This window comes from Curtobacterium sp. 9128 (genome assembly GCF_900086645.1).
Taxonomy (GTDB): domain Bacteria; phylum Actinomycetota; class Actinomycetes; order Actinomycetales; family Microbacteriaceae; genus Curtobacterium.
The window spans coordinates 905,026-917,728 of record NZ_LT576451.1 but is presented as its reverse complement, the minus strand read 5'-3'; the positions used below and the strand labels follow the sequence as shown (position 1 = coordinate 917,728).

14 protein-coding genes are annotated in these 12,703 nt (G+C 71.0%); 4 read left to right on the top strand and 10 right to left on the bottom strand.

Annotated features, from left to right (window positions below):
• The first annotated feature begins 12 nt into the window (after nt 1-12).
• Both QK288_RS04645 and QK288_RS04640 read left to right on the top strand, forming a co-directional pair.
• Complete coding sequence (locus QK288_RS04645) at nt 13-777, top strand: SDR family NAD(P)-dependent oxidoreductase (protein ID WP_281266641.1); 765 nt, start codon at nt 13-15, stop codon at nt 775-777.
• Between the two features lie 148 nt (nt 778-925).
• Nucleotides 926-1,468, top strand: coding sequence for an antibiotic biosynthesis monooxygenase (locus QK288_RS04640; protein ID WP_281266640.1), 543 nt, complete (start codon nt 926-928; stop codon nt 1,466-1,468).
• Between the two features lie 6 nt (nt 1,469-1,474).
• On the opposite strand, the gene QK288_RS04635 is transcribed toward QK288_RS04640, so the two are convergent.
• The 4 genes from QK288_RS04635 to QK288_RS04620 are packed head-to-tail and all read right to left on the bottom strand — an operon-like array spanning nt 1,475 to nt 5,739.
• Complete coding sequence (locus QK288_RS04635; protein ID WP_281266639.1) at nt 1,475-2,413, bottom strand: Ppx/GppA family phosphatase; 939 nt, start codon at nt 2,411-2,413, stop codon at nt 1,475-1,477.
• 31 nt (nt 2,414-2,444) lie between these two features.
• A complete protein-coding gene (locus tag QK288_RS04630; protein WP_281266638.1) occupies nt 2,445-3,302 on the bottom strand; it encodes a ribokinase in 858 nt (285 codons plus the stop codon).
• Entirely contained in the window at nt 3,299-4,738 is a 1,440-nt protein-coding gene (locus QK288_RS04625) for an MFS transporter (RefSeq protein ID WP_281266637.1), read from the bottom strand. Before QK288_RS04625 ends, QK288_RS04630 begins: the two co-directional genes overlap by 4 nt.
• 5 nt (nt 4,739-4,743) lie before the next feature.
• Nucleotides 4,744-5,739 (bottom strand): nucleoside hydrolase, encoded by a 996-nt coding sequence (locus QK288_RS04620; protein WP_281266636.1) that lies wholly within the window; start codon nt 5,737-5,739, stop codon nt 4,744-4,746.
• Nucleotides 5,740-5,888: 149 nt separating this feature from the next.
• Here QK288_RS04620 and QK288_RS04615 point away from each other — a divergent pair, with 149 nt between their 5' ends.
• Nucleotides 5,889-6,887, top strand: coding sequence for a LacI family DNA-binding transcriptional regulator (locus QK288_RS04615; RefSeq protein ID WP_281266635.1), 999 nt, complete (start codon nt 5,889-5,891; stop codon nt 6,885-6,887).
• Nucleotides 6,888-7,225: 338 nt separating this feature from the next.
• On the opposite strand, the gene QK288_RS04610 is transcribed toward QK288_RS04615, so the two are convergent.
• From QK288_RS04610 to QK288_RS04585, 6 genes are all read right to left on the bottom strand, one after another.
• Nucleotides 7,226-8,923 carry an MDR family MFS transporter gene (locus QK288_RS04610; protein WP_281266634.1) on the bottom strand — a complete coding sequence of 566 codons (1,698 nt, stop codon included), beginning with the start codon at nt 8,921-8,923 and terminating at the stop codon, nt 7,226-7,228.
• Entirely contained in the window at nt 8,920-9,540 is a 621-nt protein-coding gene (locus tag QK288_RS04605) for a TetR/AcrR family transcriptional regulator (protein ID WP_281266633.1), read from the bottom strand. Before QK288_RS04605 ends, QK288_RS04610 begins: the two co-directional genes overlap by 4 nt.
• A 46-nt stretch (nt 9,541-9,586) precedes the next feature.
• Complete coding sequence (locus QK288_RS04600; RefSeq protein ID WP_281266632.1) at nt 9,587-10,069, bottom strand: GNAT family N-acetyltransferase; 483 nt, start codon at nt 10,067-10,069, stop codon at nt 9,587-9,589.
• A 51-nt stretch (nt 10,070-10,120) separates the two neighbouring features.
• On the bottom strand, nt 10,121-10,633 hold the full coding sequence (locus QK288_RS04595) for a VOC family protein (RefSeq protein WP_281266631.1): 513 nt from the start codon (nt 10,631-10,633) through the stop codon (nt 10,121-10,123).
• A complete protein-coding gene (locus QK288_RS04590) occupies nt 10,630-11,331 on the bottom strand; it encodes an HAD family hydrolase (protein ID WP_281266630.1) in 702 nt (233 codons plus the stop codon). Before QK288_RS04590 ends, QK288_RS04595 begins: the two co-directional genes overlap by 4 nt.
• Nucleotides 11,332-11,403: 72 nt before the next feature.
• Entirely contained in the window at nt 11,404-11,832 is a 429-nt protein-coding gene (locus QK288_RS04585; protein WP_281266629.1) for a MarR family transcriptional regulator, read from the bottom strand.
• Between the two features lie 142 nt (nt 11,833-11,974).
• On the opposite strand from QK288_RS04585, the gene QK288_RS04580 reads away from it, so the two are divergent.
• On the top strand, nt 11,975-12,646 hold the full coding sequence (locus QK288_RS04580) for a hypothetical protein (RefSeq protein ID WP_281266628.1): 672 nt from the start codon (nt 11,975-11,977) through the stop codon (nt 12,644-12,646).
• Nucleotides 12,647-12,703: the final 57 nt, after the last annotated feature.

Genomic DNA, 12,703 nt, shown 5'->3' with positions numbered 1-12,703 from the left:
TATGCTCATTGCATGAAACTCGACATCACCGGCCGCGTGGTCGTCATCACCGGAGCCGGTCGCGGGATCGGTCGCACGATCGCCGAGCGGTTCGCCGACGACGGAGCGCGGGTCGTCGCGCTCGACCTGGCGTTCCCGGACGGAGCGCCGACGGACTCGGCGGACACCGTGACCTGCAACGTCGCCGATCCGGACTCCGTCCGCACCGCCATCGACACCGTCGTCGAGCGGCACGGCACGATCGACGTCCTCGTCAACAACGCCGGGATCAACGTCGACGGACCGGTCGCCGAGCTCCGGTGGACCGACTGGCAGCGGTGCATGGACGTCAACCTGGGCGGGGTGTTCCTCATGAGCCAGGCCGTGGCACCGGTGATGCAGCGCGCCGGCCGCGGACGGATCATCAACGCGGCGTCGTTCGCGGCGATCATCCCGAGCGTCGGCAGCGCGGCCTACGCGGCATCGAAGGCCGCCGTCGTGTCGTTCACCCGCGTGCTCGCGTCGGAGCTCGGCCCGTGGGGCATCACCGTGAACGCCTACGCGCCGGGGATGGTGCCGACGGCGATGAACGGGTTCGCAACGCGCCCGCAGGAGGAGCAGGACGTGCTGCTCGACACGCTGTCGCTGCGCCGGTGGGAGACGGCGGACGACGTGTCGAACCTGCTGCTGTTCCTGGCGAGCGACCAGGCCGGGTACATCACGGGGACGCTGCACGACGTGTCGGGCGGCAAGCTGGCGACGCAGATCCCGTCGAGGGCGTACCCGTCACGAGCGTGAAACACGGGTCGGGGACACTGGTGCCATGACTCCACAAGAGCCAGGGAGCCTTTCCCCATCGGCACGGCCCGCCCGCCGCTGGCGCGTCGGTCGGGAACCGGCGACGGGGGCCCCGTCGTCATCCGAGACCGCTGGCCCGCCCGTCACCGTGTCCATCACCCGTCTCGTCGACCCCGACCGCATCCCCGAGGTCACCCACTGGGTGCAGTCCGGCGTGAACCTCGCCAACCGGTACCCGGGATTCCTCGGCTCCGGATGGGTCCGCTCCCGAGCGCAGTCCCGCGAGTGGCACATGCTCTACCGCTTCGCCGACCACGACTCCCTGGCGACGTGGGAGAACTCCGACGACCGGCTGCGGTGGCTCGACCTGGGCCGTGACCTCGTGGTGGAGTCCCGCGTCGAGAAGCGCACCGGGATCGAGGGCTGGTTCGACGCCCCGTCCGACACCCCAGCGTCGAGTGCTCCCCCGCGGTGGAAGCAGGCGGTGAGCATCTGGCTCGGGTTCTTCCCGGTGAACCTGGCGTTCACGATCCTCGTCGGCGTGCTCGTGCCGTCCTTCGCCGGGCTCGCAGCACTGCCCCGGGTCCTCATCACGACGCTGGTGCTCACACCGATCATGACGTTCTGGGTGCTGCCCTTCGTGACGAAGTTGATCCGCCCGTGGCTCCTCGCGCCGCCACGGGGGCACTAGCGAGCCCTACGCCCCGAGCACGGACAGCTGGTCGAGCCGCTCGAGGATCACGCCCTCGCGGAGTGCCCACGGGCAGATCTCGAGTGCTGGCAGGTCGAAGATGTCCAGGCACGCCTCGGCGACGAGCGCTCCCGGGACGACCTGGTGCGCCCGGCTCGCGGAGACCCCCGGAAGCGTGGCGAGTTCGGCGACGGACATCTGCAGCAGGGACGGCAGCTTCGCCCGCAGGGTCGCACCGTCGAGCGAGCGCGGCACGAGCGGACCGGCCCCGGACGGTGCGGCCCCGCAGATCCGTGCGATCGAGCGGAACGTCTTCGAGGTCGCCACGGCACGATCCGGCGCACCCGAGCGGAGCAGCTTGCCGGCATCCCGGGCGATCTCGACGCGGATCTCGTGCCGGATCCGGCGGACGTCGTCCTCGGTCGGGGTGCCCGCCGCGAAGAACGACCGCGCGAGCCGGGCGGCGCCGATCGGCATCGACCACGCGACGTCCGGTGCCTCGTCCGCACCGCCGGCGATCTCGAGCGAGCCGCCGCCGATGTCGAACACCGCGAGCCGCCCGGCGGACCAGCCGAACCAGCGGCGGACGGCCAGGAAGGTGAGTCGCGCCTCGTCGGAGCCGGACAGCACGGCGAGCTCAACGCCGGTGCGCTCCTCGACGTGGGCGAGGACGGCCTCGGAGTTCACGGCGTCACGGACCGCCGAGGTCGCGAATCCGAGCATGTCCTCGCAGCCGCGCTCCTCGGCCACGCGCACCGAGTCCGCGACGAAGCCGGTCAGCGCGTCGATGCCGACCTGCGTGACGGCGCCCCGGTCGTCGAGGTGCTCGGCGAGCCGCAGCGGCTGCTTGAACGACGAGGCCGGCAGCGGCGCAGCGCCGCCGTGGGCGTCGACCACCAGCAGGTGACCGGTGTTGGACCCGATGTCGAGGACTCCCACGCGCATGCGAAAACCGTACCGGCCCGGGAGGCTCGTCCTACGACCGCAGGAACGCCTCCAGCTGCTCCGTGGTCGGGTAGGACGCCTGTGCCCCGGCTCCGGTCGCGGCGTACGCCCCGACCGCGGCGGCGAACCGCGCGGCGTCCGCGAGGTCGTCGCCTGCGGCGAGTCGGAGCGCCACGGCACCCATGAACGCGTCGCCGCAGCCCGTGGTGTCGACGGCCTCGACGGGGATCGCGGGGACCTCGACGGGCGCGGCGTCGCCGTCGTGCACGATCGACCCGTCGCCACCCCGCGTGACGATCGACCGGGCGACGCCGTGGTCGCCGAGCAGTTCCGCCTCGTGCTCGTTCACCAGCAGCACGTCGGTGAGGTCGAGGAGCTCGCGCGGCACGTCGCCGAACGGGGACAGGTTCGTGAGGACGGTCACGCCGGCCTCGTGCGCGGCCCGTGCGGCTGCGAGGACGACGTCGATCGAGACCTCGAGGCAGAGCCCGAGCACCGCGGCCCCGTCGAGGGCATCGGCAGGGACGTCGTCCGGTGTCAGCGTGGCGTTCGCGCCGCCGGAGATCACGATGGTGTTCTCCCCGTGCGCGTCGACCGTGATGACGGCGGTGCCGGTGGCCACGCCCTCCCGGACGGCGACGTGCGTCGTGTCCGCACCCGCCGCCGCGACGGAGTCGCGGAGCAGCGCACCGTTCCCGTCGTCGCCGACCGCACCGATCATGCGCACCGTGCCCCCGAGCCTCCCGGCTGCCACCGCCTGGTTGGCGGACTTGCCGCCCGGCAGGATCGCGAGGTCGGAACCGTGCAGGGTCTCCCCCGGCTTCGGGAAGCGCTCGGTGCGGACCACCAGGTCCGCGTTCAGCGACCCGACGACGACGATGGTGTTCAACGGACGGTCTCCTTCTGCGGGGCGACGGACGTCGTCTCGGCGCTCGACGGGCGCGGGATGAGGAACGACGTCGCGAGGGCGGCGATCGTGATGACGGCACCGAGCAGCATCCCACCGGAGTAGCCGGCGGTCCCGGCGGACCCGCCGACCCCGAGGGCGATCTGCAGCGCGGGCAGGACGGCGAAGCTCACACCGGCACCGAGGTTGAACGCGCCCGCGTTGAGGCCGGGCAGGAACCCGGGGTTCGAGTCCGGCGACAACACGATGCCGAGCCCGTTCAGGATGATGTTCGCGATGCCGGCGTAGGTGATGCCGATGAGCACGGTCGCGGCGATGAGCACCGGCAGGGAGTGCACGCCGACGAACGCCATCAGGAGCGTCGCGACGATGCTGCCGACGAGTCCGACGCGCAGGATCGCCCGGTAGCCGAGGGTCGGGGCGAGGCGTCCGGCGAACGGTCCGACGATCCATCCGACGAGCGCGTACGGCGTGAGGAACACGAGGGAGGCGAGGTCCGCCTCCATCCCGAAGCCGGCGTCGTGGTTCTGCGCGAGGCTCGTGACGAGTCCGTTCACGACGGCGAAGACGCCCGTCATGGTGAGGAACGTCGTGGCGAGGAGCGCCCACGTCGCACGGCGCTTCAGGAACCGCGTCTCGACGAGTGGTTCCTTCACGCGGGACTCGACCGCCCAGAACACGGCGAAGGCAGCGAGCGCGACGACGATCCCGCCGATGACGAGGACCGGGTTCGCGGCGCCGAGCTTGCCGGCCTCGTTGAAGGCGGTCAGCAGGGCGCCGACGCTCACCACGAGGGGCACGACACCGATCCAGTCCATGCGGGTGCCCTTGGACGGGTGGGACTCCACGCCCCACACGGTGACCAGCGCGAGCGCGACCACGGTGACGACGGCGATGACCCAGAAGATCCCGCGGAACCCGAAGTTCGTGGCGATCCAACCGCCGGCGAGGGAGTCGATCCCGGCGATGCCGCCGTTCACCGCGGTGAGGAGGCCGAGCGCGGCGCCGTAGCGCTTCGGGTCGGCGATCTCGTTGCGGAGCACGAGCAGGCAGATCGGGACGACGGGGCCGGTGACGCCCTGGATGATGCGGCCGGCGAAGAGCATCGGCACGTTCACCGCGAGGGCGGCGACGACACTGCCGATGAGCATCACGGCGAGCATGCCGATCAGCACGCGCTTGCGGCCGACGATGTCGGACAGGCGGGGCAGGAACAGCGAGAACAGCGCGGCGAGGGTGAAGTACAGCGTCTGCGAGAGGCCGATCGTCGCGTCGTCGGTGTGCAGCTCCCGTGCCATGGTGACGAGGGCCGGGCTGAGCATGCTCGCGTTCAGCTGGAACGCGATGCATGCTGCGAGGAGCGCCGCGGTGAGGGCGCCGATGGACTTCTTCGACATCGTCGTCGGTGTGGGGGTCATGGGGGTCAGGCCTTCTGGGTCTCGGTTCGCGGGGTCCAGCCGGTGTCCGGTGTCTCGCCGATGCGCTCGAGGGCGTCGACGACGAGGTCCCAGAAGCGGCCGTGGTCGAGCTCCATCGCGGCGCTCGTGCGGCAGTCCTCCGGCGCGGGGGCGCGGAAGTCGGCGACGGTCATGCCGAGGGTCAGCGTGCCCTGGGTCTCGACGTGGATCGGGACCTTCACGGCCCGCACGATCGTCGGGTCGATGACGTACGCGACGGCGCAGGGGTCGTGGACCGGCGGGGAGTCGAAGCCCTGCGCGTCCTTGTAGGTCTGGCCGAAGAAGTCGAGCAGCTCCCCGACGAAGGCGGCGGGTCCGGTGCCGACCTCGCTGATCCGGGCAGCGACCTCGGGCGTCGCCAGGGCCTGGTGGGTGAGGTCGAGCCCGACCATCACGACGTCCCAGCCGGCGTCGAAGACGATCGACGCGGCCTCGGGGTCGATGACGATGTTGAACTCGGCGACCGGGCTCCAGTTGCCGACGTGCACGCCGCCGCCCATCAGCACGACCTGCTTGACGCGCTCGACGATGCGGGGCTCCTTGCGGGCTGCGAGCGCGATGTTCGTCAGGCCGCCGGTCGGCACGAGGGTGACGGTGCCCGGCTCGTGCGCCATGACGGTCTCGATGATGAGGTCGACCGCATGCCGCTCGTCCAGGTCGAACGAGGGCTCGGGCAGCATCGGCCCGTCGAGGCCGCTCTCGCCGTGGATGTCCTGCGCGACCTCGATCTCGCGGAGGATCGGCCGGTCGGCACCGGCGGCGAACGGCACGCCGGTGATCCCCGCGATGCGGGCGACAGCGAGGGCGTTGCGGGTGACCTTCGGCAGCGTCTGGTTGCCCACGACGGTCGTCACGGCGAGCAGCTCGATGTCGGGGTTGCCGTGTGCCAGCAGGATGGCGACGGCGTCGTCGTGGCCGGGGTCGCAGTCGAGGATGATCTTCTGCTTGGTCGCGTTCGGCACGTGTGCGCTCCACTTCGTCGGGGATGCCGGGCTCGCCGGCGGTGGCTGTGGCTCGACGCGGCCATGCACTCCGCGTCAAGCGTTTGACATCACACCTCATCAAACGCTTGACGTCAAGTCGAGCAGGGCTCGGTCGGTAGCATCGACGGGTGCCAGCATCCTCCGGGACCCCTCGTCGCGTCACCGCCGCGATGGTCGCCGAACGCGCCGGCACCAGCATCGCCACGGTGTCGCTCGTCGTGAACGGCAAGGACCGCGGCCGTGTCTCCGTGCCGATCGCCACCAGGGTCCGCGATGCCGTCGAGGAGCTCGGGTACGTCGTCGACCACGCCGCCAGCTCCCTCGCGCGAGGCAGCGGCGACCTCGTCGTGCTCATCGCCCCCGACCTGTCGAACCCGTTCTTCGCCGAGGTCATCCGCGGCGTCCGGGACACCATCGGCGACCGGTTCCAGCTCGTGCTGTCGGTGACCGAGCGCGGCGAGCAACCCGTCGACGCCGATGTCCGGCGCTTCGAGCGGCTCCGGCCAGCGGGGATCCTCGTCGACGCCCCGGCAGCCGGCGAGTCGATGTCGGCCGGTGTGCCCGTCGTGCTCCTCGACGCGCCGGGAGGCCCAGGAGCCGTCAACTACGACCTGTCCCCCGGGGTCTCGGCGCTCGTCTCGCACCTCGCCGACGCGGGGCACCGGCGTGTCGGTTACCTCGACGGCACCTCGCGCGCGACGACCTTCGCCGTGCGCCGCACCCTGTTCGAGGACGCGTGCGCCGCCGCGGGCATCACCGTGTCGGACCTCCCCGCGAGTGCCGACCTGACGATCGAGGCCGCCACGACCGCGGTGTCCGGCGTCCTCGACGCGTGGCTCGACTCCGGCGTGACGGCCGTCGTGGCCGCAGCCGACACGCTGGCGTACGGGGTGCTGCGGGTCGCTGCGTCCCGTGGCGTCGCAGTCCCGGGCACACTCGCCGTCGCGGGCTTCGACGACCTGCCGTCGTCCTCGGTCACCGCGCCCGCGCTCACGAGCGTGGCACTGCCGGGGGCGGAACTCGGACGTGCCGCAGCGCTCCGGCTGCTCGCGACGCTCGACGGCACGGAGGCGCCGGCCCCGTCACTCCCGACGCGCCTGGTACCGCGCGCGAGTACGGGCGGCTGACGCGGGCGGGTGCAGGGCTGGCGGGCAGCGGGCGGCGGGCGGCGGGAGGCGGGAGGCGGGAGCGGTTGCCGACTCGGAACGACATGCTCGCTGTCGTACGACAACGATCCTGTCGCCCCTTGCACGCGCAACAGTTGCACGCGCCCGGGAGCGACAGCGTCGCTGTCGTACGACATCGACAGTGTCGCTCCTTGCACACGCAACAAGTGCGGGAACCAGGGCTACTTGCACGCGCAACAAGCACGCGGACCGGCGCACGGCCCGGAACGCACCCCACGACGGACGGGAGGCACGGTGCCAGCTGGCACCGTGCCTCCCGTCCGTCGTGGGGTGGGCGTCTACTCGTCGTGACGCGCCGTCGGGACCGACCCCGTTCCGGAGCCGACCGACTCGGCCGGACGCTCCGCGCCCGAAGCGCGCTGCGCGCGCTCGAGTTCGTCCGCCTCGGCACCGCCGACCGCCTCGCCGCGGGCGACCATGCCGGCCACGTCCGCGAGCTTCATCTGCGGGATGAACAGGGCCAGCACGAGGGCCACCGCGATGAACGGGAGCAGGTACCAGAACACCGGCGACAGCGAGTCGGCGTAGGCGTTCACGATGCCGTCCTGCACCGCTTCGGGCAGTTTCGCGAGCTGCGTCGGGTCGATGCTCGCGCTCGCACTCGCCGCCTGCGAGGCACTTCCGCCGGCGCTCGTGAAGACGTCCGTCAGCGACTCCGTGAGGCGGGAGGTGAAGATCGCACCGAACACGGCGACACCGAGGGAGGCGCCGACCTCACGGAAGTAGTTGTTCGTCGAGGTCGCCGTGCCGACGTGCTCCGGCGGGACGGCGTTCTGCGCGACGAGCACGACGACCTGCATGATGAGGCCGAGGCCGGCACCGAACACGAACAGGTACACGCAGATCAGCCAGATCGGGGTCGCCGCAGCGAGGGTCGTCATGCCGAGCATCGCGATGCCGACGATGATCGTGCCGATGATCGGGAACGCGCGGTACCGGCCCGTCTTGGTGATGAGCGTGCCGGAGAGGATCGACGTCCCCATGAGCCCGACCATCATCGGGAGCATCAGCAGACCGGAGACGGCGGCCGACGTGCCGGACGCCATCTGCAGGAACGTCGGGACGAAGCCGATCGCGGCGAACATCCCGAGGCCGAGCACGAAGCCGATCGCCGTCGCGGTGACGAACGTGCGGTTCCGGAAGAACGACAGCGGGATGATCGGGTCGTCGGCCCGGGACTCGGTGAGGACGAACAGCGCGGCAGCGACGATGAACCCGGCGCCCCAGGCCCAGGTCTCGAGCGCACCCCACCCGTGCTGCTTGTTGCCGCCGAACTCGGTGAAGAACACCAGGCAGGCGGTGGTCGCGGAGAGCAGCGCGACGCCGAGGACGTCGATGCGCTTCGTCGCCTTCTTGCTCGGCAGGGTCAACGCGAACCAGGCCACGAAGAACGCCGCGATGCCGACGGGGATGTTGATCCAGAACGCCCAGTGCCAGGTCATGTGGTCGACGAAGAACCCGCCGAGCAGCGGGCCTCCGACGGCGGAGAGGCCGAAGATGGCGCCGAGCGGCCCGAGGTACTTACCGCGCTCGGACGCCGGGACGATGTCCGCGATGATCGCCTGCGACAGGATCATGAGGCCACCGCCGCCGAGGCCCTGGAGGGCACGGAAGACCACGAACTGCCAGAAGTCGGTCGACATCGCACACCCCAGCGATGCCAGCGTGAACAGCGCGATCGCGATGAGGAACAGGTTGCGGCGGCCGATGACGTCACCGAACTTGCCGTAGATCGGCATCACGATGGTCGATGCCAGCAGGTAGCCGGTCGTGATCCACGCCTGGTGGGCGACGCCGCCGAGGTCGCCGACGATGGTCGGCATCGCGGTCGAGACGATCGTCTGGTCGAGACTCGACAGCAGCATGCCGGCGATCAGCGCGGAGAAGATGATCCAGATCCGACGCTGGGTGAGGAGCAGCGGCCCGTCGCTCCCGGGGCGTGCGCGCTTGGCGGTGCGCGGCGCTGAGGTGCTCATTCGGTGTCTTCCTGTCCGGTGGTGATGGCCGCCCGCATGAGGCGGAGGTTCGTGGTGAGCAGGTCGTCGAACGACGGGCCCGTCGACTCGTCGAAGTCGTCGTCGAAGTAGCCGGCGGCGGTGACCTTGAGCAGCCCTGCCGCCGACTCGGTCACGAGCCGAGCGCGAGGGTCGTCCGGGACGGTCCACCCGAAGCGTTCCCGCACGGCGTCGGCGACCTTCGCGAGTTGCACGTCCGTCGCCGAGAGGAACCGTGCGACGAGTGCGGGTTCTCGGTCGAAGACCTTGCGCACGAGCGCTTCGTCGGAACGGTCGAGCCCCACGACGTGGACCTGCTCGATCGCGAGCGCGACGATCGAGCTCAGGGGGTCGAGCGTCGCCGGGACGACCTGCCCGCGGGCGTACGCCACGAGCAGGTTCTCGTCCGCGTTGAGCTCGATGCCGAGGACGACGTCTTCCTTCGACGCGAAGTGGTTGAAGAACGTGCGTCGGGACACCCCGACCGTCTCGCAGAGCTGCTCGATCGTGAAGCCGTGCAGACCGCTCTCGACGGTCGACCGACGTGCCTCGACGATCATGCGTCGACGCAGCGTGCGGGTGCGTTCGGCTGTGCTCACCGGACAAGAATTGCACTCATGGCGCAAAAGTGCAATACGGGAGGTGCTACAACGCCTTGTCGAAGCAGAACGACCACGGCATCGTCGCCGCGTACGGCTCGTACACGGGGATCGAGCGCCATCCGGTCTTCTCGTACAGGGCGACGGCGTCGGGCTGCCGATTGCCGGTCTGCAGGATCAACCGCCGTGCACCGTGTTCGCGACCGATGTGTTCACATTCGTCGAGCAGCGCCGTCGCCGCACCCTTGCCGCGAGCGGACGACAGCACGATGAGGCGCTTGAGCTCGACCTCGTCACGGAGCCGACGGACCGCGATGTGCCCGACGGCCTCGCCGTCCTCGTCGATCGCGAGCACCGAGGTGATGACCGTGGCCGGATCGACGGCGAGCGACCGGTCGCGCTCGGCGGTGACGGCGGGGTCCTCGTCGGCGGCTGCCGACCCGTAGCGCTCGTGCATCTCCTCGTCCATGCGGGCGCGGAGGACGACTCCGCGGGGGTCTTCCCAGGCGACGCGTTCGATCGTGATCACGATCGACCATCCTGACACGCACGGACGACACCGCCGAACGCGGGTTCGGGGTCAGGGGTGCCAGCGACGACGGTCCGTGTGCGCCTCGTACGGCTGCGGATCGGGGTACGTCAGCAGCTCGACGGTGCTCCCCCACGGTGTCCGGACGTAGACGAACCGGTTCCGGGCACCCTCCTCGGGCCCCGGGAGCGGGCGGGGTACACCGAGCGCGACGGCGCCGGCACGCACGACCCGGTCGAGTGTCACGTCGAGGTCGTCGACGTACAGCGCGACGTGCTGCCATCCGAGGTCCGTCGGCACCGCTGGGGCCCCTTGCGCAGCACCGTCGAACGCGAACAGCTCGATGCCGGGCCCGCCGGGCAGGGCGAGCATCCGGACGCGGACCTCGCGGGCACCGTCCGGTACGCCGAGTCGCTCGTCCGTCTCGTGGCCGCCCTTCGGCGGCGCGTCGGCGGGGAGCGTGTCGTAGAGCACGACCGCGTCGAAGGCCTCGACGAGGAAGGTCGTCGCCGCGTCGACGTCCGGCACGGTGAGCCCGACGTGGTCGACGCCGCGCACCGTCACGAGCGCCCGCCGATCGACCCGGGCGATCCGAGCGCGCCGATCGGGCCGCCGTCGAGATCCGCCAGGACCGCTGCCGCGTCGTCGTACACGGCAGCGGCTCCGGCCTGCCGCAGTTCGTCGCCACCGATGCCGCCCGTCATCACGGAGACGCACGGCACGCCGACCCTCGCCGACGCCTCGACGTCCCACATCGCGTCCCCGACCATGACCGCCCGCTCCGCGACGACCCCGACCCGGTCGAGCGCGACCTGGACGATCCCGGGCGCCGGCTTCGCCTCGTCGACGTCCTCGGAGCTGGTCACCGCGGTGATCCACTCCTCGGCGTCGAGGACTTCCCGCAGCCGGACGAGCTCGGAAGCGGGAGCACTCGTGGCGAGCACCACCGCATGCCCCAGGGAGCCGACGGCCCGCAACAGTTCGCCGGCTCCGGGCAGTGTGCGCAACCGTGGCATCTGCTCGGCGTAGTACGCGGAGTGGTACTGCTTCGCGGTCGCGCGGACGTCGTCGGGTGCGTCGGGGAGCAACGACCCGAGCAGGCGGGAGGAGTCCATGCCGATCGCGCGGTGGATGCGCCAGGCGTCGACGGACTCGTCGACGGCGCGGAACGCCCGCCACCACGCGTCGACATGGGCGTAGTTCGAGTCGACGAGCGTCCCGTCGATGTCGAACAGGACAGCGGTGCTGGGGTCGGCAGACATCAGCCCAGGCAACTCTGCCCGCCTCTGCACCGGCTCAGTCCGCGACGACGTGTCACCGGTGCGCCGTGGTCGTCACTCCTCGACGCGCCGGGCGATCCGGTGGAGCAACGGCGGCATCCGGGCGAGCATCTCCCGTTCGTCGGCCGACAGGTCCTCCGCGATCGCCGTGGCGAGCCAGTCCGCCCGCGCCCGTCGGTCCCGCAGCACCACGTCGCGTCCGGTCGGGGTGATGCCGATCACCGACACCCGGCGGTCCTCGGCCGAGGTCTCCCGTACGACCAGCCCGCGTTCCTCGAGCTCGCCGATCGTGCGGGACTGCCCCTGGTGCTTCACCCCGCGCTTGCGGGCGAGGTCGGCGATCGTCATGGCACCCTGCCGGTCGAGCAGCCCGAGCGTCGCCGAGTGCGCCGGCGGGATCGTGTCGACCTTGCCGCGGGTCGCACGGACGATCCGCCCGATCGACTCCCGGAGTTCGTCGGCGAGGTCATCGGGCGAGTCCATGCCCCGACCGTATCGCCTGGCGCCGAACACCCTCCGGGGCGTCGTGCCGGCGACCACCACGTCGAGGACCGCATCGTGATCGAACAGCAACCGCACACCAGGCGCGACGTCCGTAGATTCGGGGAGCGGAGGGGAGCACACGATGGGGAACGCACGACGGCGCGCCGCGGGGATCGCGATCGCGCTGGCAGTGACGGCGACGCTGCTCAGCGGCTGCACCGGGAACACCACCCCGGACCCGACGCCGAGCGCGAGTACGACACCGAGCACGACACCGGCCCCCAGCACTAGCACGACACCGGGTCCGAGCACGAGCACCACCCCGCGCCCGACCTCGACGATCACGCCGGTCCCGGGGGTCGACTACGACGGCGGCACGGTCCCGGACACGTGCGACGGACTCATCACCACGAGCAAGTGGAAGGACTCGTTCCTCCGCGCGCCGCTCAACGACCCCGCGGTCGTCGGCGATCCCGTCGAGATCCCGAAGTCGGTGTTCACGCCGGTGCTGCAGCCCGACGGCAAGCGCCTCTACTGCGTCTGGCGCGACCCCCGAGCGGACATCACGAACGTGACGATCGCCGTGCAGGTGGTCGACTCGTCGAAGGCGTTCGCCGTGCTGCAGGGCCTGCAGGGCTTCCAGTGCGAGCACCTCGCCGAGGGCTACCGGTGCCAACGGATCAGCACCGACAACCAGTACGGCGTCGAGACGGGTGTGACCTACTTCACCCGTGGTGACATCGCGATCCACATCAGCCAGGCGAACGTCCCCACGTCGGGACTCCTGGACGACGTCATGGCACACGTGTTCTGACCCGAACGTACGCGGAAGGCGGCCGGCACCACGCCGACCGCCATCCTGGCGGCCGGC

Excerpts from the sequence above, each read along its gene's own strand:
- QK288_RS04645 (WP_281266641.1), top strand. The coding sequence starts at position 13 with ATGAAACTCGACATCACCGGCCGCGTGGTCGTCATCACCGGAGCCGGT.
- QK288_RS04635 (WP_281266639.1), bottom strand. The coding sequence starts at position 2,413 with ATGCGCGTGGGAGTCCTCGACATCGGGTCCAACACCGGTCACCTGCTG.
- QK288_RS04625 (WP_281266637.1), bottom strand. The coding sequence starts at position 4,738 with ATGACCCCCACACCGACGACGATGTCGAAGAAGTCCATCGGCGCCCTC.
- QK288_RS04610 (WP_281266634.1), bottom strand. The coding sequence starts at position 8,923 with ATGAGCACCTCAGCGCCGCGCACCGCCAAGCGCGCACGCCCCGGGAGC.
- QK288_RS04590 (WP_281266630.1), bottom strand. The coding sequence starts at position 11,331 with ATGTCTGCCGACCCCAGCACCGCTGTCCTGTTCGACATCGACGGGACG.
- QK288_RS04585 (WP_281266629.1), bottom strand. The coding sequence starts at position 11,832 with ATGGACTCGCCCGATGACCTCGCCGACGAACTCCGGGAGTCGATCGGG.
- QK288_RS04580 (WP_281266628.1), top strand. The coding sequence starts at position 11,975 with ATGGGGAACGCACGACGGCGCGCCGCGGGGATCGCGATCGCGCTGGCA.